Raw genomic sequence first — 26,895 nt, 5'->3', positions numbered from 1 at the left:
GATAGGCTGAATCAAGATTGACCACAAGGTGATGCAGATTCTAGACTGCAAGCATACACATCAGATCAGATGTGTGCCAGTTTGATTTTATTCAGGAGCGCATCATGTCGGCAGCAGCATTATTGGCATCCTTATGGGGAATGGGCGGTGGAAAGCCTGAGGCTTTGCAGCAGCTAAGATTCAGCGGCGAAAGCGCGCAATTACCATCGACATTCCAGGTGGGTGATGTGGCCTCTGCCAGTATTGCAGTGCAAGCCCTGATGGCAGCACAGTTATGGCAGGATCGAGATGGAGCTGAACAAAAAATCACGGTGGACAGACGTCATGCCCTGGCCATGTTCAAGAGCGACCGTTATCTCAGCGTTAATGGCAAACCTGCCGATGACCCCTGGAGCAAGATAGCCGGATACTACCAGGCCGGCGATGGTCGCTGGATACAATTGCATACTAATTTTCCGCATCACCGTGATGGCGTACTGGCAATATTGCAATGTGCAGATGAGCGCACAGAAGTTGCCAAAGCCATCGTTGGCTGGAAAGCGGCTGAGCTGGAGCAGGTACTCGCCGATGCAGACATGTGCGCCTCCATGATACGGACAGAGCAGGAGTGGAAGGCGCATCCGCAGGCACAGGCCATTGCTGACTTGCCATTGTTTGAAGTCAGACGCATAGGCGATGGCCCTGTCGTACCATTGAACCAAGGCGGCGGACGAACTCCCTTGCGTCCATTAAGCGGTGTGAGGGTGTTGGACTTGTCCAGGGTGATTGCAGCACCCGTAGGCGCGCGCACGCTGGCTCAGCATGGCGCTGATGTACTGGCTATCAGCGCGGCGCATCTGCCGAATATTATGCCGCTGGTGATGGATACCGGACGTGGGAAACGTTCGGCACAACTGGATTTGCGTGATGCAGGTGGGAGGCAGCAATTGCATGAATTGATAGGCGGTGCCGACGTCTTCTTGCAGGCATACCGGCCCGGTTCGCTGTCTCGATTAGGCTATTCGGCAGAAGAATTGTGTGCCTTGCGCCCCGGCTTGATACACGTCAGCCTGTCTGCCTATGGCCATGTCGGCCCCTGGGCCAACCGGCGTGGCTTTGACAGCCTGGTCCAATCGGCCAGCGGCATTGCAGATGCAGAAGGGCAGGCTGTATGTAGTGCAGCGCCAGGTAAACTGCCTTTCCAGGCACTCGATCATGCAACAGGTTATTTGCTGGCCTATGCAACCATGCTGGCCTTGCAAAAACGCGCCATTGAAGGTGGTAGCTGGCAAGTCAGGGTCTCGCTGGCGCAGACAGGACGCTGGCTGCAAGCCATGCCCAGGCGTGGTTTGCATGAAGATGCTGCGGAATTGCGTGCTGAAGAAATTGCCGGTTTTTTGCAGACTTCAAACTCAGGTTTTGGCCAGATACAGACGATTGCGCCGGTTGAGAAAATGAGTCTGACACCAGCACGTTTCGAATTGCCCGCACCAGTATTGGGGCAACATGCAGCAGTGTGGATGTAGAATGTAGCGCATGACCAATAAGCTACAGACATCACGGTGAACACCAATATCCTGCAATTCAAAGTCAGACAGCCGTTGGGAAAGAAAATACTGCTGATCAATCCTCCACATACGGCGATAGGCAGCCGCATGCCACATGAACAATTGCCGCCGCTGGGCTTACTCAGCGTGGGAGGGCCGCTGATAGATGCGGGATTTGAGGTGGAATTGCTGGATGCTGAATTTGGTCCCATGGCGCTATCAGCGATCATTGAACATGCCGTGGCCGCTCAGCCAGACATTGTCATGATGGGGCATTCCGGTTCCACTTCCGTACATGTCACTATCGTTGAACTGGCAGGCATGTTGAAACAGCGCATGCCGGATGTCACGCTGATTTATGGTGGCGTCTTTCCTACCTATCACTGGGAAGATGTACTCAACGAATGTGCAGCCATCGACTACATCGTCAAGGGAGAGGGAGAGCGGACGACCACCTTGCTGATGCAAGCGCTTAGCACAGGCAGTGGCTTGCTGGAGGTGGATGGCATCGCCCTGCGCGTGGATGGCGCACCCTTTGCCACGCCTGCTGCGGCCATGATAGAAAAGCTTGATGATTATCGGGTGGGCTGGGAACTCATAGACCACAGCCGTTATTCCTACTGGGGCAATATGCGTGCCGTGGTCGTGCAATTTTCCCGTGGTTGCCCCTACCTGTGCAGCTATTGTGGACAGCGTGGTTTCTGGACACAATGGCGTCACCGTGATCCTGTCAAGTTTGCTCAGGAGTTGGCACGTCTCTATCGCGAACAGGGAGTGGAACTGATCAATTTTGCCGATGAGTTGCCGACTGGATCTCGCAAAGCCTGGAAGGCTTTTCTCGAAGCCCTGATTGCCGAGAACGTACCATTGACACTGGTAGGCTCGACACGCACTGGTGACATCGTGCGGGATGCTGATATCCTGCATCTTTACAAAAAAGCCGGTGTCATACGCTTTTTGCTGGGTATCGAAAGCTATGATGAGGCGGTGCTGAAAAACATCAAGAAGGGTGCTACTACCAGTGAAGACCAGGAAGCGATACGCCTGCTGCGCCAGCATGGCATAGTCTCGATGGCGACTTATGTGGTGGGATTTGAAGAGGAAACTGATGCCGATTACTGGCGCTCACTCAAGCATTTATTGTGCTACGACCCCGACCAGATACAGATGTTGTATGTGACGCCGCACCGCTGGACACCTTACTTCCCTACAGTGGCAAACCGCCGCGTCATACAAACCGATACCCGCAAATGGGATTACAAGCATCAGGTATTGGCCACCAATAAAGTACCTCCCTGGCGCGTGATACTGTGGGTAAAAACCATGGAAGTCATCATGCAGACCAGGCCAAAAGCCATCTGGCGCATACTCAGTGGCCGTGATCCGGCCTTTGCCTATGCCATGCGCTGGTATACCAAGATAGGCAGGCGGGTCTGGTTCCATGAAGTTGCCGAATACCTGTTTGGTACCAGGCAAATCAAGAACGGCCCCAGCCTGGCCAAGTTCTGGGGTGCATCCCTGCATGAAAATGAAGAAGCGCTGGCCAAGAAAAAGAAGAAGGTGATTGCCATCAAGGCCAGTTCGGTGAGTTAAAGCAGACTGTGGTTCGGTTATTTGCGCAGCCAGTTTTCCAGCGCAGTGATAAGCCCCGGCGCTTTTTCCAGGGGCGACATATGGCCGCAATCTTCGAAGACATGTAGTTTGGCGTTTGGCAATCCGCTCGCCAGTTTTTCTGATTCTGAAAGGCTGCGCATCTGGTCATTTCTGCTGGCGACGACCAGGGAAGGGCAAGTAATCTGCGGCAATTCATGATGTCCGTCAGCGCGCACGATAGACAGTTGCTGCAAGAAGACTTGTTTGCCGAGTGCCAGTGACATGGCCTGCAAATGCGCCAGCATGACAGCATCATCCTGGCGTTGTGGATGCAGCGCACGGCGCAGGGCCGTCATGGTCTGGCCCTTGTAGGGATAATGTTCCAGCAGTTTGATTTGCTGGCGGTTTTTATTGTCTTCATCTGCTGTGCTTGCGCGTGCTGAAGTATTCAGCAAGACCAGGCCGCGTATGGATTTGTTTTTTTGATGAGCCAGCCACGCCAGATGGCGCGCCACATAGCCGCCCAGAGAAAAGCCGATGATGATGCCATTGTCAGGCAATGCAGTGAGCAAGCCTTGCGCCATACCTTCTATGCTGGCACCCTGGTCCAAATCAGCAAAATGCACTTGTCCCAGTTGCTCCAGTCCTGGCAGCATGAATTTCCATAAGCTGGTATCGCACATGAAACCGGGGATGAGCAGGAACTGGCGTGCCGGCCCTGTATCAGATATGGTGAATTCAGACATGCAGCTTGAAGGTGGATGATTATTTTTTCTTGATGTTTTGCAAAAGATTACTCACTTGCTGGCCTAGTGGTATGTCATGCTGACGCAATAATTGTACATGCAAGACCAGGTTCTCCAGCACCAGTTTGGCCGCCACCGCCAGCAAAGTGACCTGCTTGTCTTCATTGCTGAAGTTTTCCATGGCATCGGCCATGTCGCACAGGTGCTTTGCGGTAATGGCGCGCAACTCATCTTCTTCAAAGGGCAGGTCAGCAAAATCTATCGGATCTTCCTTCTCCACTTCCTTCATCAGTTCTTGCAGTTGCTCTGGTGTGATGGACATATGCGCCCCTGAAAATAGTGAAACTGACTTTATGCCATTTCTCTATTCTCATTGTAGACTGCTTTTGAGGTGACTGAATACTGACATTATTTTCTAATCGACAGTCCAAAGACAGCCAGTCCACCCAGTGCCAGTAATGCACCCAGCCAGCCGGTTGATGTCCAGCCATATCCCATCGTGATGACCGCACCACCTAGCCAGGCACCGAGTGCATTTGCGACATTGAATGAAGAGTGATTCAAAGCCGCAGCCAGGGTCTGTGCATCACCCGCCACATCCATGAGGCGTATCTGCAATGCTGGCCCGATGGCGACCAGGGTGCCGAGTAAAAATACCCAGATGATTGCTGATATTGTGTATGTCATCGCGAAAGAGACACCACCCAAAACCAGTGCATTCCACAGCAACAGGCCAGCGATGGAACGCAGCAGATTTTTGTCAGCCAGATGCGCTCCCAGCATGCTGCCTGCCACCATGCCCACACCAAACAGTGACAGTATCAAAGGGATGACACCAGCAGACATTTGGGTGACTTCTGTGAGTATGGGTTTGATGTAGCTGAACACAGCAAACATGCCGCCAAATCCCACTGCACCTATGCCCAGTGTGAGCCAGACCTGTTTGTTGGCCAGCGCACTGAGTTCACTTCTGGGATTTGCGTTTTTTGTTGCGGCTACATCCGGTACAGCGAAATACACAGCCACGCTGCTGAGTACAGCCAGGGAGGCGACAAAAACATAAGCAGCCTGCCAGCCCCATGTCTGTCCCAGCCACGTTGCGGCAGGTACACCAAGCAGGGTAGAACTGGTCAGGCCCAGGATGACCAGTCCCACCGCCGTGGCGCGTTTTTGCGGTGCTACCATATTGGCTGCAACCAGCGTGGCGACACCAAAGTAGGCACCGTGTGGCAGGCCAGCTATAAAGCGCACGACATTCAGTGACAGGAAATCAGTGGTCAGCGTCCCGGCGAAATTACCGGCAGCGAACAGTAATATGAGCGCGATCAGCAAAGTCCTGCGCGGCCAGCTGGCTGTCAACACGGCAAACATGGGTGCGCCTATGACCACACCAAAGGCGTAAGCACTGATGACATGGCCTGCCTCTGGTATGGATACCACCATGTCCTTCGCCACTTCCGGCAGCAAACCCATCATGGCAAATTCGCCCGTACCTATGGCAAATGCACCCAGGCCCAATGCCGTGACTGCATATAGAAATCTGCGCTGGGTATTTTCAGTAGCATAGGCATTCAATGATGCTGGAGTAGTCGACATGGTATTGGGCATGATGGGCAATCAGAAAGAGAGATTAATTTGCAACGGTGAAACGCTTCTGGATATGCCTGGGCGTTTCCAGTTCATCCACGATAGCGACTGCCAGATCCTGTACAGAAATGCCCGCAGGTGCATCGGCGACACCGGACAGCAGATTGTCTGCACCTAACCGGTATGACCCGCTACGCTCGCCGGGCGCCAAGGCTATAGGTGGCGACAGGAAAGTCCATTCCAGCGTGTCTTCCTTCTTGATGAGATTCAGCGCTTCTCTTGCCGCCAGTGCGCCTTGCTGGTATTCGGCAGGGAATCCCGGTGTATCCACCAGTTGCACCCCAGGTGCCACGAACAAACTGCCTGCGCCACCGACGACCAGCAGGCGTTTGATACCTGCCTGTTTGATGCCGCTAAAGATGGCTTGTGTACCTTGCAAAAACAGATCATGGATTTGCGCTTCGCCCCAACCTGGGTTGTAGGCACTGACTACGGCATCTTGCCCAGCCACTGTTTGTGCGACCTGTGTAGCATCCAGGACATCTGCCAGCACCACAACAAGCCCGGCTTGCGCCGCTACTTTGGATGGGGTGCGTGCCAGCAAGGTGACTTCATGCCCGCGGCTCAACAGTTCTGCCAATACGGATGTGCCTACAAAACCGGTGCCGCCAATTAATGCAATTTTCAATTGAAACTCCTTTGTGTGTATGCTTAGTTTGTGATGCATAGTTTGAATTCTTAATGATTTCTTGAATAGATAGTCAAAATAACTAACACTATGAAGCTGTACTAATAAATTAATGATTTATCTGGAGTGGGAATGGAACAGTACAAACGCATGGCCCTGTTTGCCGAGGTAGTCACCGCAGGTTCTTTGACGAGTGCCGCCCGCAAGCTGGGCATGACGCCGTCTGCCGTCAGCCAGCATTTGCGGGCGCTGGAATCTGACCTTGGTTTGTCGTTACTACATCGTTCGACACGCAAACTGACACTGACAGAGGCTGGTGCGCGCTACTTTGAAGGCTGCGCCGCCATGGTGGTGGCGGCACGCTCTGCCGAACAGGCACTGGCCCGTCACAGAGATGAGCCGCAGGGTGAATTGCGTATCGCCGCGCCTATAGGTTTTGGCTGCATGCTGGCGCAAGCGCTGGCGCCGCTGCAAAAAAATCCCAAGCTGAGTTTGTGCCTGCTGGTGGATGATTCCGTGGTTGACCTGATTGATGAACGCATAGATATCGCGCTACGGGTAGGTAACCTGCCTGATTCCAGTCTGGTGGCGCGCAGGCTGGGTGTCATGCCTGCCCAGATATGTGCAGCACCATCCTACCTGAATGAGCATGGCTGGCCGCAACATCCCCAGGATCTGGAACACCATGTCTGGCTGGGTGGCGCCGCTACGCGCAATCTGCAGTTGACTGGGCCAGGCAAGGTCACGGTGGATGTGAAGGTGCCAGTCAGGGTAAGGGCAACTCAAGTCACGGCTCTGCATGCACTGTGTCTTGCTGGCTGGGGTATCAGTGTCGCGGTGAGTGAGGATGATCACAAAGCCTTGGCTAATGGCAGCCTTGCTCCGGTCTTGCCTGATTGGAAACTGCCAGATATGGTCTTGCATGCGATTACACCGCGTCGTGACGAACAGCCGGCCAAGGTACGCCATGCCCTCGCTTTGCTCGCGGATCACCTTACCAATTATGCAACCTGAAAAGTGCTGGGCTCTGTGATTCAGCGGAAAGAAAAGCGCTCCAGCAACTCAAAATCTGCACCAGCCTGATGTTCGGTAAACAAGGCAATGCTGTTGATGATTAGCGGTTCAGGCAAAGTGAAATACTGGATGGCGGCAGCATGCAGGCTATCTGCAACTGCTCCCGCATCCAGCCTGTCAGTCAGCGTTATATGGAAGCGGAATTCTTCTGCCGTATAGGGGTAACCCCATTCCAGCAGCAAGTCGTTTTGACGGGGACTTGATGGCATCTGCTGGCGGCGCGCCAGTTCAGCCCGGCTCATGGGTGCGCGGAAATGATCGAAGTGGCTGACGCAGGCAAAGGCAAATTCGTTCAGCGCGGTCTGGTCACCGGTTGGTCGCATGGCCAGGAATTTTCCCATCCATTGCACTTCTGGCGCATGTATCTGGATATTGTTTTGCTCCTTGCAAAATTCTTGTAAGGCTTGGTGCAAGTTTGCCTCAGTCAAACCATCAGCAAGCTGGAAAGGGGCTTTCAGCGTGGCATGAAAACCGTAACGGCGTGCATCCCGCGTCAGTTGCCACTGCACGTCCGCATCCAGCCCGGTGATGGCGGGCTGGGGTAGTTGCTGGCCGCTGGCTGCATCACGGCCCAGCCACAACGAACCTCGCCGCCACCACTCAGCATCTGGGGCGAAGTACAGCGCATACCTGGTCATGCCGCGTTTTTTGATTGGGGATTAATCGGCAACCTGATCAGTAGGGAAGCGCAAGGAGTCCCTGAGCAAGAAGCCCATGGACATATTCATGTTGACGTTCTTGGGTGGTATCGGTTTAGTAAACCACTTTTCGTAAATGCGGTAAATTTCATTGTCATGGATGAGTCTGAGCATCTCGTTGTCGACGATTTTCTTGAAGGCAGGGTCATCCTTGCGCAGCATGATGGAGTAAGGCTCAATCGACAATGGATCGCCGACTATGGCGAAGGATGCCGGTGCTTTGGACTCTGCCCTCAGGCTGTACAGCAATACGTCATCCATAGGGAAGGCATCCGCCCTGCCATCTTCGACCATCTTGAAAGAATCCTGGTCGCTATTGCCTTCCACCAGTTTAATGTTGAGTGAGCTGGTGTCATTCCTGTCATTCAATAATTTGACGGTGGTAGTGCTCTTGGTAGTCACAACGGTGCGGTTGCGTAGTTGTGGCCAGTTTTTGATGCCGCTGTCCGCTTTGACCAGTGCGCGTACGCTGGAAAAGAAATGCGGGATGGTGAACGCTACTTTCTTGCGTCTTTCTGCATTATTGGTGGTGCTACCGCATTCCAGATCTATCTTGTCCTCCAGCAGGGCACTAAAGCGCGTTGCCGAATCGACGGGGAAGAACTGTATTTTCATGGCCGGCATTTTCAATTCTTTTTTGATGGCCTCGGCCACTTTCAGGCACAAGTCCACCGAATAACCCAGGGGCTGCTTGTTTTCATCCGTATAGGAAAAAGGGGCGGTTTCACGTATGCCTATCACCAGGGTCTGAGTCTTGCGTATCTTGCCTATGGTATCGCCTGCTTCTGCCAGTAAAGGCAGGGCCAGACACATCACGGCAGTCATGCCACTAATTGCTTTTCGCATCATATTTTCCACCTGTAATTATGTGATAAACCTTGTGAGCTTACGCCTATTGCTAAACGACTCTAACAGTCATGGTACAAGACAAAGTATGAAATTCAAGCTTCGCAACAAAACAAGATTTAGTAAAAAAGTTAAAATCATATTGCTTGATCGCAACATCTAAGTTAATAAACTGTTTTTTTGCCATCTTTGCTGGTCATCAAGACAGTCTCTCCTTACTCGCTAACTCATTGGCAAATCATGCTAAGGTGACGACATTCCTACAGTTTTTTCATCGTCATGAATTTTTCTTCAAGCGCCAGCCCACTGTCCCCGTCATTGTTAACAATTCGCAACGCCAACATCGTCAGCGCCGACAGTGTTATTTCTGGCTCCATGGTAGTTAGGCAGGGCAAAGTCACTGAATTAGCCAGCGGCGTAGCCGGGCTGGCCGGAGACGATTGGCATGGTGATTATCTCTTGCCGGGTCTGGTTGAAGTGCATACCGATAATCTGGAAAAACACCTGATGCCGCGCCCCAAGGTAAACTGGCCTGTCATGCCTGCCATACTGGCGCATGATGCACAGATTGCAGCGGCGGGTATCACTACCGTGCTCGATGCCGTCTCAGTTGGTGATATAGACCCGGACAGTGTGCGTATGCAAACCCTGCAGCCCTGCGCAGATGGCTTGCGTATTGCCTCAGAGGCAGGCTTGTTGCGTGCCGAACACTTCCTGCACATGCGCCTGGAACTGGCTGAGCCGGATTTGTTGCAAATGTTTTCACCCTTCCTGCAAGATGAAAGACTGAAGCTGGTTTCGCTGATGGACCATACACCTGGCCAGCGTCAGTGGACAGATTTATCGCATTACCGTGTCTATGTGACAGGCAAGCGCGGCTGGAGTGAGCAAAAGGTCGACAAGATGCTGGGTATTTTGCTGGAGCGCCAGCAGCGCCATGTGGCGGAGAATCGTCAATTGGTGATACAGGCGTGCCAGCAACATAGCCAACCCATCCCGCTGGCTTCGCATGACGATACTACTGCCGAGCATGTACACGAAGGCGTGGCCGGTGGTGTCAGCATGTCAGAATTTCCTACCAGCTTGCTGGCAGCACAAACGGCCAGGCAACAGGGGCTGTCCATCGTCATGGGGGCACCCAACCGTGTGCGCGGTGGCTCGCATTCGGGCAATGTCTCAGCCAGTGAATTGGCCAGACATGATTTGCTGGATATACTATCTTCTGACTACGTGCCCTCCAGCTTGTTGCAGGCAGCTTTCATGTTGCAGGAAGATGGCTATGACTTGCCCAAGGCGATCGCAACCGTCAGCCAGGCACCGGCAAGGGCAGTGGGGCTGCATGACAGAGGTGAAATCGCCGTCGGCTTGAAGGCCGACTTTATCCGTGTACGTATGCTTGGCACACTGCCCGTTGTCATTGCAGCCTGGCGCGACGGCATACAAGTCGCTTGAACTTAATGATCCAATACAGCCTGGATGGCCGTGAGAGCCTCCAGCGCGCCCATGGCCAGTCCTACATCCTGAGCAAAGGGAACCTGGGATTCGCGTAAGTTTATACGCAGCAGGCGACCGCCATATTCCAGCATCACACGATGGCTGAAATTGCGCACACTCGGGATGGCTGTGCCCGCCCCCAGTTCTATCACCAAAGGTCGGCTCGCCCGGCTTAACCAGTTGGCCTGGCGGGCGGCCTGTTGCTGTGCCCTTTGCTCCAGCCAGTCGGCATCTCCAAACATAAGAATATTTGGCCTGGCCATGCCGCCACAATGCGGGCAAGTGGGGGCAGCATTCAAGAGCTGGCACTGCATTTCGTCAACTTCAGGAATAAATGGGTCTGCCTGCCAGATGCTGTCACGGCAAGGTAACAGGCATTGAAGATAATGAATGGAACCATGGCATTCATGGATGTGCGTGTCCTGCATTCCCGCTTGCTGGAAATGCCCGTCAACATTGCTGGTGTAGACATTCAGGCCATGGGTCTTGGCAGCTCCCCAACGTCTGAGTATGTCAAAACCGGCATGTGGCAGGGTATTGCGGTACAGCCGCAGTCTATGGCCATAGAAGCCCCAGGCGAGTTGCGGGTGGCGGCGAAAAGCCGCCGGGTTGGCGATTTCATAAAAGGGTATGGCTTGCTGGCACAGGGCAGGATAGGCTTTCCAGAAACCTTCACTGCCGCGAAAATCAGGCAAACCCGAATCTACACCCATGCCCGCACCAGCCGCTATCACCAGGCTGTCTGCCTGGTCTATCAATTCTGCTGCGTGATGGATGAGATGAGTAGGGAACACGAAGAATGTCCTTATAGAAGGGAGCAGGTATTCACCAGCATCACTGTGCCATTTCTCTTGTATTCAGGCAAGCCTGCCTGGAAAATTGTAATAAAAGTGTAACGAAAGTGTAAGTAAGCGTGAAATTCGCATATCAGCAGCTTAAGCTAGTGCAAACTATTGCTTACTAACAATATTATTTTGGAGACAAATACATGCGAGCTTTTCCGCGACTTTTTGCCGGACTCCTGCTGAGCCTGAGCCTGCCACTCTCATCTTATGCTGAGGAGGGCACGATACGCATAGGCATCATCGGACCTTTTACTGGCAAATCTTCCTCGGACATGGGGGAGAGCATACGTGGTGGAGCCAAGGTGTTCCTGCAGGATATCAACCAGATCGGCGGCGTCATGGGGCGGCGCATAGAATTGGTCGAACGCGATGATCAGGCCAAGCCTGAGTTGGGCGTGGCCATGGCAAAAGAGCTGGTGGACAAGGAAAAAGTCGTGGCCGTGATTGGTTTCGCCAATACGGGTGTGGCTTTGCAAGCTGCCAAAGTATTCCAGGATAGTAAAAAGCCACTGATCATCAGTGCTGCCACCGGGGCGGCAATCACCAAGCAATATATGCCACCAGCCGTGCCGGACAGTTATGTGTTTCGCCTGGCTGCCAGCGATAATCTGCAACCCTCAGTCATCCTGAGTGATGTCATCGACAAACGCAAGCTCACCCAGATTGCCATTTTGCATGACGATAGTCCTTACGGCATGTACGGCAAGGAAAACCTGATGACTGAATTGCAGCACCGCAAAATCACGCCTGTGGCACTGGAAAGCTTCAAGGTCGGTGACCAGGATATGACTGCGCAACTGAGCAAGGCCAAGCAGGCTGGGGCGCAAGTGGTCGTAGTGTATTGCCTGAGTACGGAGGGCGCCATGGTTGCCAACAGCATGAGCAAGATCAAATTGAACGTGCCTCTGGCAGGTTCCTGGACTTTGTCACAGCGTAGTTTTACCGAGCTGGCAGGCGGCAATGCAGAAGGCGCACGCATGCCTGTGACCTTTATAGAAAATGATGCCAGCAACCGCAGTAATGAATTTGTGCTTAACTACTTTCGCATAAATAATGTTAAATCCATACCTTCGGCAGTGGCTGCAGCGCAAACCTATGATGCCCTCAGAATCCTGACGTTGGCATTGATGCAGGCGAATTCGACTGACGGTGACAAGATCAAACTGGCATTGGAAGACATGAAGTATGATGCTACCTCTACCGTGATCTCGCGGTACAAAAAACCCTTCTCCAAAAACGACCATGAAGCTATCGCCAGAAACATGCTTTTCATAGGGGAAATCCGGCGCGGCAAGGTTGCCTATGCCTATAAGGAAGATGCCAATAGTGGCTTGATCGTACGCACCAAATAATTCTTTTCCGCAAGTCTCCCTCCTTCCAATTTTATCTGCTCACTGACTGAAAACTTCAGTTGGTGAGCAGCATGTCCATCGCAATTTTCATCGCGTATTTAATTGCTTCGTGGCAATCAAAACGTAACTAAATTTAACTTCGGTAGCATAGCCATTCGGCTATGCTATTAATCTTAAAGCATGACGCTGTCCACTTGCATGGACAGTTTTTCTGCAACTGCGCGCAAGTATTTTTTAATGCGGCAGCGTCATCCCGAAACAAGAATTTGTCCATCCAGAAAAACCATAAGAAAGGTCAATATGAGCAAACAACAGATACGCCAGGTATTGAAGGATCATGGCAAATTTTCTGCCAATATCGATAGCCTGGCTGATGATGCCGACCTGTATGAAGCGGGCATGACATCGCATGCCAGTGTGAATGTTATGCTGGCCCTGGAAGATGCTTTTGATCTGGAATTTCCTGACCGCATGCTGAAACGCAGTGTGTTTGAAAGCATCGATGCCATTCATGCAGCGATAGAAGAATTGACGGCATGATATGGACGCCATGGATACCTCAGCCTCTTCACCCATGATATTGGCGGCCAGGCTGGTCGCCAGGGAATTTGCCGCGCCGCACGCGAACGCAGTTGATCAGGAGGCGCGCTTCCCTCTTGAAGCCGTCTCGGCTCTCAAGCGGGAGAAACTCTTAAGTGCCTACGTGCCGGTGGCAATGGGTGGTGCGGGCCTCAGTTTGACTGAGCTGGTGCAAGTCGTGGAAATCCTGGCGCGTGAATGCGCAGCCACGGCGATGATCTATGCCATGCACCAGATACAGGTCATCAGCATAGTCCGGCATGCCATGGATAATCTCTGGTACCAGAATTATTTGCGCGAGCTGGTCGCCCATCAATACTTGATCGCTTCTGTGACTTCCGAGGTCGGTGTCGGTGGTGAAATGCGTCGCAGTAGCTGTGCAGTCAAAATGGATGGGCAACACTTCAAACTGGTCAAGGACGCCACCACGATTTCTTACGGTGCTCAGGCAGATGATCTGTTGGTCACTGCCAGACGTAATCCCGATGCAGCCAATAGTGATCAGTCCCTGGTGCTGGTGCGCAAGGCTGACTACACGCTGGAGCAAAAAGGCGGCTGGGATACCATGGGTATGCGTGGCACATGCAGCCCGCCCTTCCTCATGACAGCTACTGGCGATGTGGCACAGATTATCGATGTGCCGTTTGGTGATATGTCGGCGCAAACCGTGGTGCCGGTATCACATCTGCTCTGGGGTGGATGCTGGATGGGTTGCGCCGCTGCAGCTGTGAACAAGGCCAGGGCCTTTGTCCGTGGCCAGGCGCGCGCCAATCCCGGCACCGTGCCGCCAACAGCCCTGCGCCTGGCGGAGCTGGTCAGCATGATGCAAAGCCTGCGTACGTCCGTACAAGCCTGCCTGACTGAATATGAAGCCCTGTCAGTAGCCGATGATGCGGCAGTCGGTATCCTGACTTCCATGGGCTATTCGCTGAAGATGAATAACCTGAAGATAGATGCGACCCAGGCGCTACCGCAAATCGTCACCAAGGCCTTATCCATTTGCGGCATACTGGGTTATAAAAACGATAGCAAGTTCAGCATGAGCCGCCATCTGCGTGATGCACATTCGGCGGCCATCATGGTGGGCAACGACCGCATTCTGGCCACCAATGCGAATTTGCTGCTGGTACTCAAAGACGATTAGGAAAGGCTGACATGTCTATCGATTTTTCCCCCGAAGGCCTGACCGATGACCTGATCGCTGCTGGTCATATCATCCCCGTTGGCGTGCAAGGTATTTTTGGCCGTGGCCCAGTATTTGAAGATGTGCTGCGTCGCTTCGACGATTATGTCAGCCGCGTGGCTGCCAATGACGGTGCGGTCAAAATGTCTTTCCCGCCCTGCCTTGACCGCAAGGTGCTGGAGCGCAGTGAATACCTCGACTCCTTCCCGCAACTGGCGGGAACTATTTTCAGTTTTACCGGCAATGAAGCCCAGCATAAAGAACTAATAGAAAACGTCCATGAAGGCCGCCCCTGGACGCATCTTCAAACCATGACGGCAGTGTGTTTGACGCCAGCGGCCTGCTATCCGGTTTACCCCAGTTTCAGTGGTACTGTTCCTCCCGAGGGACGTCTGGTAGACATGCAAAACTGGGTGTTCAGGAATGAGCCTTCGCCAGAGCCGACTCGCATGCAGTCATTCCGTGTGCGTGAATTCGTTCGTGTTGGCACACCCGACATGGTGGTGGCATGGCGAGATATCTGGCTGCAACGTGGTCTGGATATTTTGAAGTCCCTGGGTTTGCCTGCACATTCAGATGTCGCTTCTGATCCTTTCTTTGGTCGTGGTGGCCGCATGCTGGCCGCCAACCAGCGTGAACAGCAATTGAAGTTTGAAGTGCTTGTGCCTGTGATTTCCGAAGCCAAACCGACGGCGGTTTGTTCCTTCAATTATCACCAGGATCATTTCGGCAAACTGTTTGAGATTTATCAGCAAAATGGTGAGCTGGCCCATACCGCCTGCCTGGGCTTTGGCCTGGAACGTATCGTCATGGCATTGTTCAAGACCCATGGCATGCAGCCAGAGAACTGGCCTCAGGCTACCCGCGACTTATTATGGTCATGATGTGGTCATGAGCCTGCACGCTTTAAAGCCGATCATTGCCAGTACCTATCAGCCACATGCCTTGCATGGTGCTGACCGCTCCTGGGCAGAGACCAATTGCTATATCGATGTCTGGATAGAAGTCTTGCATGCGCAAGGACTGAATCCGCTGGCTTGCCTGCCCATGGTGTTTGCCAATGATTTTGATGGCGACCAGTGGACGTTTTACAAGCCGCCGCATGAAGACTTGTTTGCCCTGTATGGCATCGATGTGCAAGAGCTCAATGTCTGGCGCGGCTTGCTCAGCAATGCCAGCATACAGCTTGGTCGGGGCCGCCTGGTGCTGACAGAGGCAGATTCATTTTACTTGCCCGATACCGAAGGTACAGACTACCGCGCGAATCACGTCAAGACCACCATAGCCTTACAGGAAATCGACCTGGAGCGGCAGAAGCTCGGCTATTTTCACAATAGCAGCTACCATGAGTTACAGGGTGAAGATTTTGTCGAAACTTTCAGGGTAGGCAAACCTCATGACCCTGCATTCATGCCGCTGTTTGCCGAGTTCGTACGCCTCGATCATGTGCAACATAAAACAGATGCAGAACTTGCAGTGATCTCTTTGCCACTCTTGAGAAAATACCTGGCCAGACGTCCGCGCAATAATCCTGTCAGCCTGTTTCTGCCAGTCTTCATCCGCGATGTAGAGCAATTGAAGGAGGAGGGTATGTCGGCCTTTCATGCCTATGCCTTTGCCAGCCTGCGTCAACTCGGTGCAGGCTTCAGCCTGGGTGCGCATTATCTGCGCTGGTTGCAACAACACCAGCCCGTGCAGTTTGAAGTGGCGGCGATAGAATTTGAGAGCATCTCTGAGGTTACCAAGACCTTGCTGCTGAAAACCGCCAGAGCCGTCATGGGAAAAAAAGCGGTGGACCTGGCTCCTTTGCTGGAACAGATTTCCCTGCATTGGCAACAGGGCATGGATGCGCTTGATGTCAGCTTAGCTAGCCCGGTCAGTGAGTGATTTTGTGGATATAAAAAATCAGCTTATTCCACTCTCTGCCGACTGGCAAGTCATGCAAGTGCATGGTGGCAGTTATACCTTACCATCGACATTGCATGAGGCAAAGTCTGCAATATTTACGGCGCAAGTGCCAGGCACCATCGCCGGCGCGCTTCGCGCCGCCGCTCAATTCGAATATGGCAAAGACAATCTCGATGCGCTAGATGTATGGTATTTTTGCGAGCTGGATTTGCCAGAAAATGCTGCTTACCTGCACTTTGATGGACTTGCCACTCATGTCGAAGTCTACTGGAATGATCGTGCCATTCTGCATAGCGACAACATGTTTGTCGCCCACAGTATTGATCTGACTGCACAGGCAATTAATGGCAAAGGTCGCTTGAGCCTGCGTTTCCTGGCATTGCATACCCTGCTGGAACAACGCCGACCCCGCCCGCGCTGGAAAACCCGACTGGTAGAGCAACAGCAGTTGCGCTGGATACGTACCAGCCTGCTGGGCCGCATGCCGGGTTGGTCACCATCGGTAGCGCCGGTAGGGCCGTACCGCCCCATCATGCTGGAATTGAAAAGCCCAGTCCGCATTATTAGCAAGGACATCACAAGCAGACTTGATTGCGCAGCTGGACGACTGGAAATCGAATTGACGGTGCAAAGTGTGCAGGCATTGACTGCCATCACTATAAAAGTTGGTGAACAAGAATTTGACTTGAACTGGCAAAGCCTGGGTGACCAGCAATATCGTATCCTAGGTCTGTGTCACCTTCCTGATGTCAAAAAATGGTGGCCACATACACATGGCGATGCTGCACTGTATACGCTGGAATTGTATATTGCATGCGCTGATTGTGATCACATTGTGGACCTGGGTCGTACCGGTTTCCGGCAGATAAAAGTCGATCAGCGCGACGGTGATTTCAATCTGCACGTGAATGATGTTCCCGTGTTTTGCCGTGGTGCTTGCTGGACGCCGGTCGATGTGATTTCCCTGCAAAATGAGGGAAATGATTTACACCAGATGCTGACGCTGGCACGCGATGCCGGCATGAATATGCTGCGCGTCGTTGGCACCATGGTGTACGAGACGGATGGGTTTTATGGTCTGTGTGATGAACTCGGTATCCTGATCTGGCAAGACTGCATGTTTGCCAATATGGATTACCCGGTGACCGATGCCGCATTTGCAGCCAGCATCAAGATAGAAGTGCAGCAATTCTTGCAGCGTACTCAGATCTCACCCTGCATCGCCGTCGTCTGCGGCAACAGCGAAGTGGAACAACAGGCAGCCATGCTGGGTCAGCCAGCCGAACTCTGGCGCAATATATTTTTTGCGCAGGCGCTGCCAGAGTTATGTCAGCAATATCGTCCTGATGTGCAGTACTGGCCATCCAGCCCTAGCGGCGGTGTCATGCCTTTCCAGCTGGACAGTGGCGTTGCCCATTATTTTGGCGTCGGTGCTTATTTGCGGCCACTCGATGATGCACGCCGTAGCGCACTGCGTTTTACTTCGGAATGCCTGGGTTTCTCGAATATGCCTGACGATGATCTAATTGACAGTATGCTGAAGAACGGCGAAACGCCAGGCCCGCATCCAGCCTGGAAGCAGGGCATACCGCGTGACAATGGCACAGGATGGGATTTTGAAGATGTGCGCGATCATTATATGGCGGAGCTGTACAAGGTAAACCCTGCCAGCCTGCGTTATGCATATCGTGAACGCTACCTCTCTCTGGCACGCACCACGACTGGCGAAGTGATGGCCAGCACCATGGCTGAATGGCGTCGCGCCGGATCAAGCTGCCATGGTGCCCTGATCTGGTTCTGGCGTGATTTAAGGCCAGGTGCAGGCTGGGGTATTATCGATGCCAATGGCAAGCCCAAGGCTGCCTATTATTATCTGAAGCGTGCCATGGCAGTGCTGACGGTTCTGATTACGGATGAAGGCTTGAATGGTCTGGCCCTGCATGTCATCAATGACGGCCCTGAAGAATTCAAGGGGGAGCTGGAACTGAATCTTTATCGCCATGCTGAAACCCGCGTCGCCCATGGCCGTATTGCCGTGCAGGTGGCGGCACATGCCGCTATCAAAGTACAGGATTATGCCCTCTTGCCGCATTTTATCGATACCAGTTATGCCTACAGATTTGGTCCCGCAGGACATGATGTAGTGGAGGCAGCCTTATATCAACAAGGACATGAGCGGGCAATTGCCGCGGACTTCCATTTCCCGCAAGGCCATCAGCTGGTCATGCATGCGGATCTGGGTTTGCAGGCACATTGCAGCGTGGATGCAGATGGAAAGCACATCCTGCACCTAAGCACGCAAAAACTGGCGCAGGCCGTGTCCATACAAATTCCGGGCTTGCTGCCCGAGGATAATTACTTCCACATGGCACCCGGCAGCAGCAGGCAAGTCCCATTGACTGTCTTGCCTGGCACGGCCATCAAACCAGGCCATGTGCAAGCGCAAAATGGATTGGCGAGTGTCCGGGTGGCGATCGTGAATAGTACGGCAAATAGTATTGCAAATGATATTGCAAATAAGACGGTGACTTAGCGGGGCAGATTTGGCAACACAACAGTATCCAAGCAAAGACATTTTATTTACACCGCAAGCCTTCTGGTTTGGCGATGCGGCTGCGCCCATGCTGGGCTGGTATCACCCTGCCAGGGTACGTGATGCTGGTGGCAGTCGCCAGTGTGGCGTGGTGCTTTGCCCTCCGTTTGGCCATGAATACATGGTGTCCTATCTGTCGTATAAGCATCTGGCCATTCATCTGGCAAAAGCCGGTTTCGATGTCTGCTTTTTTGACTATAACAATAGTGGCGATGCCGTGGATGTTGATGGTGGTGACAGGGTCGCATTGTGGCAGGAAAATATACGCCAGGCCGCCAGGCAATTGCGCCAGATGGCAGGGGTGGAGCATATCGCCCTGTTTGGTTTGCGTCTGGGTGCGTTGTTGGCAGGGACAGTAGCGGCAGAGATTGATGCCAAGGCTCTCATGCTGATGGCTCCGGTTATTTCCGGACGTGCTTATGCCCGTGAAATGCTGGTACTGCGTAGCATGAGTTCATTGAAGGCAGAAGTTGACCCTGACCAGACCATAGACCCCAATCATGTCACAACAGATGATGAGCTAACGGGCTATGAATTCACCGCAGCAACCCGCAGCAGCCTGGGCAAGCTGGATTTGAGCAAGCTGCCTGCGCCAGCCATGCCCGTTTTTTTACAGCAGCGCGACGATATTACAGGTCAGGATGACAAGCTGGTACAAGCCTGGCACCATCACGACCATGCCCTGCATCTGTCGGCATTGCCTGGCTATTCTGCAATGATGCGCGAAGATGCGCATGATACTGTCGTGCCTGCTGCAATCTGGCAAGCGATGTCAGGCTGGCTGGGGAGATATTTTCCTTTGCACGAAACTGGTAGTCGCGTGCTGCCAGTGAACAGGCACAGTGCCAGCATCCATCTTGGCAATGCTGTGGTAGTGGAAGAACTGGTCGAATTTGAAGGCATGAACGGCATAGTCAGCCATCCTTCAAGTGCAGATGCGCGCGCCTTGCCTTGTGTGATTCTGTGCAATATCGGCGCCAATCACCGGGTAGGTAATCACCGTTTGTATGTCACACTGGCACGCAACCTGGCAAGTCAGGGTTTCTATGTTTTGCGTTTTGACAAATCGGGGATAGGGTATAGCAGGGCAACACCGGATGAGAAAGAAAACGATGTCCATGCAGACTCAGGGGTGGATGACCTGAGCAGCGCCATGTATTTCATGCAAGGTAAATACCACAGCCCCTCTTTTGTCATGACGGGTTTGTGCTCAGGTGCCTACATGGCTTACTTAAGTGCGCTCAGGGATGAGCGCGTCACTGGCCTGGTCCTGATAAACCAGTTGACCTATCGCTGGCGTGAAGGCGACACCATCGAGGCTCGCAAGAAAGCCACCATTAAATCTACCCATTTTTATGTGCAGGCGCTAGCCAAAGGCGACACATGGAAACGGGTTATCAAGGGCCAAGTGGATTTTCGTCAGATAGGCGGCAATTTACTGCGACGCGTGGGCAAACGCCTGCGTACCCACTGGCAATTGCTGAGCACCTATTTGATGCACAATAATCTTTTCCTAGGTCATGTCGTACGCAATTTCCAGGACCTGGAAGCACGCGGCACCGAGCTGGTACTGATCTATGAAGCCAGTGATACGGCAGTCGATGTCATGACCGAGCAATTCGGCAGGCATGCCAAATTATTGGGCAAGAGCGAACGCATCTGCCTCAAATTTTTTAATGGAGCAGATCATACCTTTACGCCACGCTGGTCACAGTTGGCCTTGGTTGATTTCATCGGCAAGCAATTGCTGCATCGTTTTAGCCATCGTCTGCCTGACCAGACTACTGCCAGTATAGCGCCAGTCAGGGTGCGTCTTGAAGAGGAGCCTGTTTCTGCAGACGCGGCAAAATAAAACGCCAGACCACGATCAGCTCAAACACTTCCACCACGATCAGGGCCAGGATGGCACCTGGTGCTCCCATGCGCGGGATGCTGAAAGCGGTAATCAGCAGCACCATGCTGAGTGTCACACTGCCAAGGAAGAACATTTGCTTGTAAGCGCCACCACTGGACAACCAGGATGTGCCTACCCAGCGGGCCGCATTGATGGCGAAATAGGCTCCCCACATCATGACCAGGGGGTCAAGCCCACTGTACTTGGCGCTGATGACATTGTTTTCCAGCCAGGGCAGGGAAAACAAGAGCAGGGAGACATAGGCCAACACTCCCAGTTCTATACCAGCGATGGAATACAGGGTCAGGCGTTTTAGGCCATGCCAGTTTTTTTTTGCCATCAGGCGGCTGGCTTCTGGCCTGGCGACCCTGGACCATGCCGCTACTGCCAGAGGGATGGGCATGAGCATCAGGCGTGAAGCATTCAAATCAGCAATCGCGACTACACCCAGCCAGGCACCAGACAGATACACATAGCTGTAATTCGACAACCAGCCGACGATAGTGCCAGATACGGCCCAGCGCCCGTGACCGGCTATGGTTTCCTGATGGGCGTTGATGGCCTGGCGGATTTCTTCTTCCGCATGGGCTTCGACATCAATAGAGGTATGTGCCAGAAAGTGTTGACGACTGGCCAGGGTGCACAGGAAAGAAGACAAGGCCAGCAAAACAAACACTGTCACCAGGTCAAAAAGCTGGTTGAAATACAGGGTAACCAGGCCGATGGACACCAGACCCACATATAAAACGTCTTGCCGCAATACCGAGATAATGTCGGACTGGATAAAACCTACGGTACGGCCATATTCGCGTATACCATTGCCGAACAGATAGGTGGCAAATACTGCCCCCAGCAACCAGCTCTTGTCGCTGTAATGCGTCGCCGCAGGCACAAATTCGACAATGACGAAAGCCAGTGAGCCTATTGCCAGGGTCCAGGCGATCTGTTTGTACCAGTAGTGACGCAATAGCGATTTGCGGGTATCACCTTGAACAGAAGAGGCGACCGTGGTCAGCGGACCAGCTATCCAGGAATCGACGATCAGGCCAACCAGCAAGCCACCAGCGTACAATTGCCCATACAAACCATAGTCATCCTTGGACACCAGGTTCATGAGCAAAATGCCAATGACAAAATTCAAGGCGCTTAGCATGCCCTGATCTATGACCGATACTATGGAAGACGAAAGAAATTTTTTATAAAAACTCATGAGCGTGCACGAGATGGTCCTGACTTACTATGCGGGATTGCAAAGCAAGGACAAATCTGATTCGAGCATATTTTGCTATAGAAACATAACATCAAGATGAGTTGATACAAAAAGTATTTCATTCTTTTACAATGGCCTTACCTTCATTTTCAAAAATTTATGAATAATTTGACTACGAACGACCGCGCCCTGGTGCTTTTCAGTGGCGGTCAGGATTCTGCCACCTGCCTGGCCTGGGCATTGTCACGCTATGCCCATGTGGAGACGATAGGCTTCGATTATGGTCAGCGCCATGCCATAGAACTCAGCGTCAGACCTGTGCTGATAGAAAAAATGCGCGAGTTCTCACCTGAATGGCAAAGCCGCCTGGGTGAAGATCACATGATAGACCTGTCCCTGATTTCCCAGCTCTCGCATACGGCAATGACAGAAGATATTGCCATAGAAATGCAAGAGAATGGTTTGCCGAATACCTTTGTGCCTGGCCGTAACCTGATGTTCATGATGACGGCAGCCACGCTGGCTTATCGCCGGGGATTGAATGTGCTGGTCGGCGGCATGTGTGAAACTGACTTTTCTGGTTATCCCGATTGTCGTGACGACACCATGAAGGCCCTGCAAGTGGCGCTGAACCTGGGCATGAATACCCGCCTGAAGCTGGAAACGCCGCTGATGTGGATCAACAAGGCACAAACCTGGCAACTGGCAGAACAATTGGGCGGCTCTGCCTTGGTTGATCTGGTGCGAGAAGATACGCACACCTGTTATCTTGGTCAGCGTGGTGACATGCACCCCTGGGGGCACGGTTGTGGCACTTGCCCAGCGTGTACTTTGCGCGCCAGAGGTTATGAACAATATCGTGCAGGCAATGTTAATTTGTAAGCCTTACGTTAGCTTATGCGCCTAGAATAGCAACACGAACCATGATAGAACCCTCTCAATGCTGATCGCCGTTATCACAGATTTACATGCCAATCGCGAAGCCCTTGAGGCTTGCCTGGCACATGCTGAGGAGCGCAAGGTGACGCGCTACGCATTTCTGGGTGATCTTGTCGGTTATGGGGCAGATCCTGGCTGGGTGCTTGATAAAGTGATGGAATATGTCAGGCAGGGAGCCTGGGCTCTGATAGGTAACCACGATGCCGGCTTGCTACAGAATGAGCGCCAGGGGATGAATCCGACCGCCCGAAATGTGGTGGAATGGACACGTGCGCAATTAAATGCCGGACAACTCGATTTCATTGCCAAATTGCCTTATCGCATAGAATGGCAAGACATACTGTTCGTCCATGCCAATGCCTGGGCACCAGAGAACTGGGAATATATAGACGGCGTCATGGAGGCGACGCGCAGCATGCATGCGACCAAGGCCAGTATTACATTTTGCGGTCATGTGCATATGCCCACCCTGTTCCATATCAGCCTGACTGGCAAAACCGGTGAGTTTGTACCCACGCCCGAAGAAGGCATACCGCTGAGCAAGCAAAGACGCTGGCTGGTCATACCGGGCTCGGCAGGGCAGCCGCGTGATGGCAATCCGGCTGCCTGCTATGCGACCTTTGATACCGAGAGCCAGGTACTGACCTATTACCGGGTGCCCTATGATGCTGAAACGGCCTGTCAGAAAATCATCTCTGCCGGTTTGCCAGCTGTCCTCGGCCACAGACTTCTGCACGGCAATTAGCCAGGGACAAACATGAGCGGCCCTGCACATCACAAGCTGCAAAGTGGCATGGAATTCGATGGCTATCGCCTTGAAGAAAAACTCCATACCGGTGGCATGGCTGCCCTGTGGCGTGTCACTGACTTGCAGGACCGGCACCCACCAGGACAAGAGAGCGGTGCTCAGTTTGCGCTGATCATGAAAGTGCCACTGTTGTATTCCACAGATGACCCTACTGCCATCGTCGCTTTCGAAGTCGAGCAAATGATCATGCCCAAGCTCAAGGGCAGGCATGTGCCGCATTATTTTGGTGCGGGTGATTTTGATGCCCAGCCGTATATTGTCATGGAGCAAATCGCTGGTGCTTCCTTGCGCAGCCGCTTTGAAGAGGCGCCGCTGCCAATTGCAGACGTGGTGGATATCGGCATAAAAGTCGCCCATGCCTTGCAGGATTTGCACAGGCAACATGTCATTCATCTCGACATCAAGCCCAGTAACATCATGTTCCGTCCCGATGGTAGTGCGGTGCTGATAGATTTTGGTTTGTCGCGCCATGATCGCTTGCCGGATTTGCTGGATGAAGAATTCCGCCTTCCCATGGGCACTGGCCCTTATATTGCACCCGAACAGGTGCTGGGTGTGCGTAATGAACCACGTAGCGACCTGTTTTCTCTTGGGGTGCTGCTGTATCACCTGGCTACCGGACAGCGGCCTTTTGGTCATCCAACTTCAGTCGCAGGCTTGAAAAAACGCCTGTATCGTGACCCCATCCCACCGCGCAGCCATCGCAGTGACTTGCCGCCCTGGTTGCAAGAAATCATCTTGCGTTGCCTGGAGGTGGAACCGAAAGCGCGTTTTGATACTGCGGCGCAACTGGCCTTTTTATTGCAGCATCCCGATCAATTGCAATTGACGGCAAGAGCTGAAAAACAGGCGCAGGATGGCTATATGGCTGTACTAAAGCGGCGTTTCCAGGCCGCTGGTGCAGAGCCTGCCTTGTCCCAGAGCGCATCAGACCAATTATCCAGGGCCCCCATCATTGTAGTGGCACTGGATTTGACGGGCGGCTCAGAGGTGCTGGCAGAAAGCTTGCGCAATATCACCAGACGGATGTTGCAAACAGAGCCAGGCGCGCGCCTGGCTTGCCTGACCATACGCAAGGTCAGTCGTCTGGGTATGGATGACAGCCTGATACAGCAAGGTGAAAACATCCACGTCAAGCAACTGGTTGATCTAAAGCACTGGGCCAGGCCTTTGAGCCTGAACCCTGACAAGATCACCTTCCATGTGCTGGAAGCACCTGACCCGGCCGCCGCCATTATTGATTACGCCCACAACAACCGGGTGGATCACATCATCATTGGTTCACGCGGCAGTTCTGCCTTGCGGCGCTATCTGGGCAGTGTGTCGGCACAAGTCGTGGCCGAGGCTGAATGTACGGTGACCGTCGTCAAAGCGCACGACAAATAAGCCGTTCTACTTTTTCACACTTTCCAAAACCTGATCAACATAGTCGCCGTCAGCATCGCTGAACTTCAGGCGTACCGGATACCATTCCAGGCCCGGCGCCAGCCATAGATCCAGTTGCTGGTCTTTGGAATCGGCTGGGGGTGCCTTGCTGACATGGATGGCGAGCATCTCGCCCATAGGGGTCTTGATGTTTTCCTGCCCCAGCACTTTAAAAGTCCAGGGATCGGCATCGCGCCGTCCAGCAACCAGCATCTTCCATTCCGTGCCTGTCTTGAAAGCTTCACCTGCAGCACGGGCGATGGCAATCAGTTGCCAGGTCGCGCTGGTTCTGTCCTGTTCGCCGCCTTTCAGGACATAGGTTTCCGTCGACGCACTAAATCGCAAGGTTTTGCTGTCGCGCTCAAAACTGGTGGTAGTAGCGGGTTTGCGAAAGCGCTTCTCGACAAATTTGTCGGGAGCCAGGCCATACTCGTCGATATTCCCGTGGCTGCTGGCATCGAGGATTTTACCAACCAGCATGGCATGGGTTTCTGTAATAATGTTGTATTTCTGATCAGCAATTTGCCATTTGACCGTAGCCGAGCCACTCAGAGGCAAACCGCTCTGCTTGGCTTTGATGCTGTATTGCAGTTCAGCGCCCGGCGGCAACTTGAAAGCCTGCCTGGCCGTTGCTTCATTGGTTTGCGCAAATATTGTCTTACAGGGCGCTGAGAGAGCCAGAATTACTAAACAAACGGAGATAGGTTTTAGCATGTTTAATTTCCAGGAACACTGAAAACACTGGTGACAGTTTGTGTCGTGACTGCGCCGTTACTTTCAGTATTCTGTATTTGTACGGGATACCAATATTGATCTGGTGCCAACCAGACCTCTAGTTTCGAATTGTAGGAACCTGGACGAGGCGGACGCACTAAATGCCAAGCCATGATCTTGCCTATTTTTGTGTCAATCTCCTCTAAACCTACTACTACAAACGAGAACATGGCCAGATCACGCTCTTCTGCAACTTGCAGGCGTATTTCCCGTCCAGCTTGAACCTTGCCAGGTTCTGCGCGCGCAATGCCTGCTAACTGCATGATGATACTGGCCTTGTCTTGTGTCCCCTCTTGCATTCCCGCCGTTTTATTGGAAGAAGAAAAGCTGACAAGCTTGTTTTCATGATCAAAATGGGTCGCTGTCTCGCTTCGGCTACGTCGTTTTTCTGTACTGATGGAGGGTGCAAGGCCGGATGCAGTGATGCCGCCTTCACTATTGATTTGATACAAATTGACGGAAGTCAGCAACAAGTCCAGAGATGCCTCTATGCTGAGCTTGTAATTTCTATTGTCATAGCTCCAGTTGATTGCGCTGTCACCATAGACAGGGTGACGATTTGGCTCTGTCCTGACAATACGCATCTTGATCGTCCCTGCTGGCGGCAAGTGTACAGGATAAGTTTGCGGACCATCACTGCTCACACTGTCATTGCTGGCAGGGCTGCTGGTGTCTTCTGCTTTCAGCTCAGTTTCGGCTTTCTCTGATGGCACCGGAGTTTGTTCCACAGGCTCGCTTGGTGGCTCCACCTTTGGTACTGCCTCTGGTTCTATCTGCTTGGTGGGCACAGCTGCGACAGTTTTCTTTACTGTGGAAGCTGACGGTGGTGCAGCCAGTGGGCCGGGTTTGGCGCTGACGCCAGCCAGTCTTGTTTCTGCCTCGTCAGGAGCATCGCGGAATTGCACAGCGATAGAGTTTTCCTGCATTCTGGCCTTGGCAGGCGCGCTATCCGGCTTAAATCCATGCAAGGCGAACAAATGCAGCAATACCGCTGCTACCAGGAACAGCAAATTCTGACGCTTTAGTAAATTGTTATCAAATGTAGGGGTTGTGGTCTTCATCCTGCTAGTGTAAACGCAGTTGCCCCATTTTGGATGACCTGGCTATTTTGCCTGAGAGTAAAATGGCATTTT

Annotated in this window: 24 protein-coding genes; 14 read left to right on the top strand and 10 right to left on the bottom strand. The window is 52.8% G+C overall.

Features of this window, described 5'->3' with window-relative positions; all coding sequences use genetic code 11:
- The first annotated feature begins 104 nt into the window (after window positions 1-104).
- Window positions 105-1,505 carry a CoA transferase gene (locus tag H8L47_RS18050; RefSeq protein ID WP_186954995.1) on the top strand — a complete coding sequence of 467 codons (1,401 nt, stop codon included), beginning with the start codon at window positions 105-107 and terminating at the stop codon, window positions 1,503-1,505.
- A gap of 36 nt (window positions 1,506-1,541) precedes the next feature.
- On the top strand, window positions 1,542-3,119 hold the full coding sequence (gene bchE, locus H8L47_RS18045; RefSeq protein WP_222616587.1) for a magnesium-protoporphyrin IX monomethyl ester anaerobic oxidative cyclase: 1,578 nt from the start codon (window positions 1,542-1,544) through the stop codon (window positions 3,117-3,119).
- A gap of 17 nt (window positions 3,120-3,136) precedes the next feature.
- Here the strand turns inward: bchE and H8L47_RS18040 are convergent, their stop codons facing one another.
- From H8L47_RS18040 to H8L47_RS18025, 4 genes are all read right to left on the bottom strand, one after another.
- The gene (locus H8L47_RS18040) at window positions 3,137-3,865 is read right to left on the bottom strand and encodes an alpha/beta fold hydrolase (RefSeq protein ID WP_186954994.1); all 729 of its coding nucleotides are present in this window, start codon (window positions 3,863-3,865) and stop codon (window positions 3,137-3,139) included.
- A gap of 19 nt (window positions 3,866-3,884) precedes the next feature.
- Window positions 3,885-4,187: a hypothetical protein gene (locus tag H8L47_RS18035; RefSeq protein WP_186954993.1), complete on the bottom strand. Its 303-nt coding sequence runs from the start codon at window positions 4,185-4,187 to the stop codon at window positions 3,885-3,887.
- Window positions 4,188-4,273: 86 nt separating this feature from the next.
- Entirely contained in the window at window positions 4,274-5,461 is a 1,188-nt protein-coding gene (locus H8L47_RS18030) for an MFS transporter (RefSeq protein WP_186954992.1), read from the bottom strand.
- 34 nt (window positions 5,462-5,495) lie between these two features.
- Window positions 5,496-6,140: an NAD(P)-dependent oxidoreductase gene (locus H8L47_RS18025; protein WP_186954991.1), complete on the bottom strand. Its 645-nt coding sequence runs from the start codon at window positions 6,138-6,140 to the stop codon at window positions 5,496-5,498.
- A 132-nt stretch (window positions 6,141-6,272) separates the two neighbouring features.
- Here H8L47_RS18025 and H8L47_RS18020 point away from each other — a divergent pair, with 132 nt between their 5' ends.
- Entirely contained in the window at window positions 6,273-7,154 is an 882-nt protein-coding gene (locus tag H8L47_RS18020; RefSeq protein WP_186954990.1) for a LysR family transcriptional regulator, read from the top strand.
- Between the two features lie 20 nt (window positions 7,155-7,174).
- On the opposite strand, the gene H8L47_RS18015 is transcribed toward H8L47_RS18020, so the two are convergent.
- The gene (locus H8L47_RS18015) at window positions 7,175-7,852 is read right to left on the bottom strand and encodes a DUF1045 domain-containing protein (RefSeq protein ID WP_186954989.1); all 678 of its coding nucleotides are present in this window, start codon (window positions 7,850-7,852) and stop codon (window positions 7,175-7,177) included.
- A 21-nt stretch (window positions 7,853-7,873) separates the two neighbouring features.
- Window positions 7,874-8,758: an amino acid ABC transporter substrate-binding protein gene (locus H8L47_RS18010; protein WP_230413809.1), complete on the bottom strand. Its 885-nt coding sequence runs from the start codon at window positions 8,756-8,758 to the stop codon at window positions 7,874-7,876.
- 279 nt (window positions 8,759-9,037) lie between these two features.
- Here H8L47_RS18010 and H8L47_RS18005 point away from each other — a divergent pair, with 279 nt between their 5' ends.
- Window positions 9,038-10,210 (top strand): alpha-D-ribose 1-methylphosphonate 5-triphosphate diphosphatase, encoded by a 1,173-nt coding sequence (locus H8L47_RS18005; RefSeq protein ID WP_186954988.1) that lies wholly within the window; start codon window positions 9,038-9,040, stop codon window positions 10,208-10,210.
- A gap of 2 nt (window positions 10,211-10,212) precedes the next feature.
- Here H8L47_RS18005 and H8L47_RS18000 read toward each other — a convergent pair whose 3' ends face one another.
- Entirely contained in the window at window positions 10,213-11,046 is an 834-nt protein-coding gene (locus H8L47_RS18000) for an SIR2 family NAD-dependent protein deacylase (RefSeq protein WP_329605465.1), read from the bottom strand.
- A 194-nt stretch (window positions 11,047-11,240) separates the two neighbouring features.
- On the opposite strand from H8L47_RS18000, the gene H8L47_RS17995 reads away from it, so the two are divergent.
- The 7 genes from H8L47_RS17995 to H8L47_RS17965 all read left to right on the top strand — a co-directional run bounded on the left by H8L47_RS17995 (window position 11,241) and on the right by H8L47_RS17965 (window position 20,564).
- Window positions 11,241-12,449: an ABC transporter substrate-binding protein gene (locus H8L47_RS17995; RefSeq protein WP_186954987.1), complete on the top strand. Its 1,209-nt coding sequence runs from the start codon at window positions 11,241-11,243 to the stop codon at window positions 12,447-12,449.
- A 300-nt stretch (window positions 12,450-12,749) separates the two neighbouring features.
- Window positions 12,750-12,989: an acyl carrier protein gene (locus H8L47_RS17990; RefSeq protein ID WP_186954986.1), complete on the top strand. Its 240-nt coding sequence runs from the start codon at window positions 12,750-12,752 to the stop codon at window positions 12,987-12,989.
- 10 nt (window positions 12,990-12,999) lie between these two features.
- Window positions 13,000-14,172, top strand: a complete 1,173-nt coding sequence (locus H8L47_RS17985; RefSeq protein WP_186954985.1) for an acyl-CoA dehydrogenase family protein — start codon at window positions 13,000-13,002, stop codon at window positions 14,170-14,172.
- Between the two features lie 11 nt (window positions 14,173-14,183).
- Window positions 14,184-15,095 (top strand): amino acid--[acyl-carrier-protein] ligase, encoded by a 912-nt coding sequence (locus tag H8L47_RS17980; protein WP_186954984.1) that lies wholly within the window; start codon window positions 14,184-14,186, stop codon window positions 15,093-15,095.
- A gap of 7 nt (window positions 15,096-15,102) precedes the next feature.
- Window positions 15,103-16,098 (top strand): DUF1839 family protein, encoded by a 996-nt coding sequence (locus H8L47_RS17975; RefSeq protein WP_186954983.1) that lies wholly within the window; start codon window positions 15,103-15,105, stop codon window positions 16,096-16,098.
- A 4-nt stretch (window positions 16,099-16,102) separates the two neighbouring features.
- Window positions 16,103-18,652, top strand: coding sequence for a glycoside hydrolase family 2 protein (locus H8L47_RS17970; protein ID WP_186954982.1), 2,550 nt, complete (start codon window positions 16,103-16,105; stop codon window positions 18,650-18,652).
- A gap of 10 nt (window positions 18,653-18,662) precedes the next feature.
- Window positions 18,663-20,564: a serine aminopeptidase domain-containing protein gene (locus tag H8L47_RS17965; RefSeq protein WP_186954981.1), complete on the top strand. Its 1,902-nt coding sequence runs from the start codon at window positions 18,663-18,665 to the stop codon at window positions 20,562-20,564.
- On the opposite strand, the gene H8L47_RS17960 is transcribed toward H8L47_RS17965, so the two are convergent.
- Window positions 20,515-21,816: a lipopolysaccharide biosynthesis protein gene (locus tag H8L47_RS17960; protein WP_186954980.1), complete on the bottom strand. Its 1,302-nt coding sequence runs from the start codon at window positions 21,814-21,816 to the stop codon at window positions 20,515-20,517. The two genes, H8L47_RS17965 and H8L47_RS17960, sit on opposite strands and share 50 nt — an antisense overlap.
- Window positions 21,817-21,975: 159 nt before the next feature.
- On the opposite strand from H8L47_RS17960, the gene queC reads away from it, so the two are divergent.
- From queC to H8L47_RS17945, 3 genes are read left to right on the top strand one after another with little or no spacing between them, the layout of a single operon-like run.
- Entirely contained in the window at window positions 21,976-22,698 is a 723-nt protein-coding gene (queC, locus tag H8L47_RS17955; RefSeq protein WP_186954979.1) for a 7-cyano-7-deazaguanine synthase QueC, read from the top strand.
- 58 nt (window positions 22,699-22,756) lie between these two features.
- Window positions 22,757-23,500, top strand: coding sequence for a metallophosphoesterase family protein (locus H8L47_RS17950; RefSeq protein ID WP_186954978.1), 744 nt, complete (start codon window positions 22,757-22,759; stop codon window positions 23,498-23,500).
- Between the two features lie 12 nt (window positions 23,501-23,512).
- Window positions 23,513-24,949, top strand: a complete 1,437-nt coding sequence (locus tag H8L47_RS17945) for a bifunctional serine/threonine-protein kinase/universal stress protein (protein WP_186954977.1) — start codon at window positions 23,513-23,515, stop codon at window positions 24,947-24,949.
- A gap of 6 nt (window positions 24,950-24,955) precedes the next feature.
- Here H8L47_RS17945 and H8L47_RS17940 read toward each other — a convergent pair whose 3' ends face one another.
- Window positions 24,956-25,702: a DUF3108 domain-containing protein gene (locus H8L47_RS17940; protein WP_186954976.1), complete on the bottom strand. Its 747-nt coding sequence runs from the start codon at window positions 25,700-25,702 to the stop codon at window positions 24,956-24,958.
- Between the two features lie 2 nt (window positions 25,703-25,704).
- Window positions 25,705-26,823 carry a DUF3108 domain-containing protein gene (locus H8L47_RS17935; protein WP_186954975.1) on the bottom strand — a complete coding sequence of 373 codons (1,119 nt, stop codon included), beginning with the start codon at window positions 26,821-26,823 and terminating at the stop codon, window positions 25,705-25,707.
- Window positions 26,824-26,895 lie beyond the last annotated feature (72 nt).

It is taken from the genome of Undibacterium umbellatum (assembly GCF_014284125.1).
Classification (GTDB): domain Bacteria; phylum Pseudomonadota; class Gammaproteobacteria; order Burkholderiales; family Burkholderiaceae_D; genus Undibacterium; species Undibacterium umbellatum.
The sequence above is the reverse complement of the archived record's forward strand: the minus strand, read 5'-3'. Positions and strand labels throughout refer to the sequence as shown.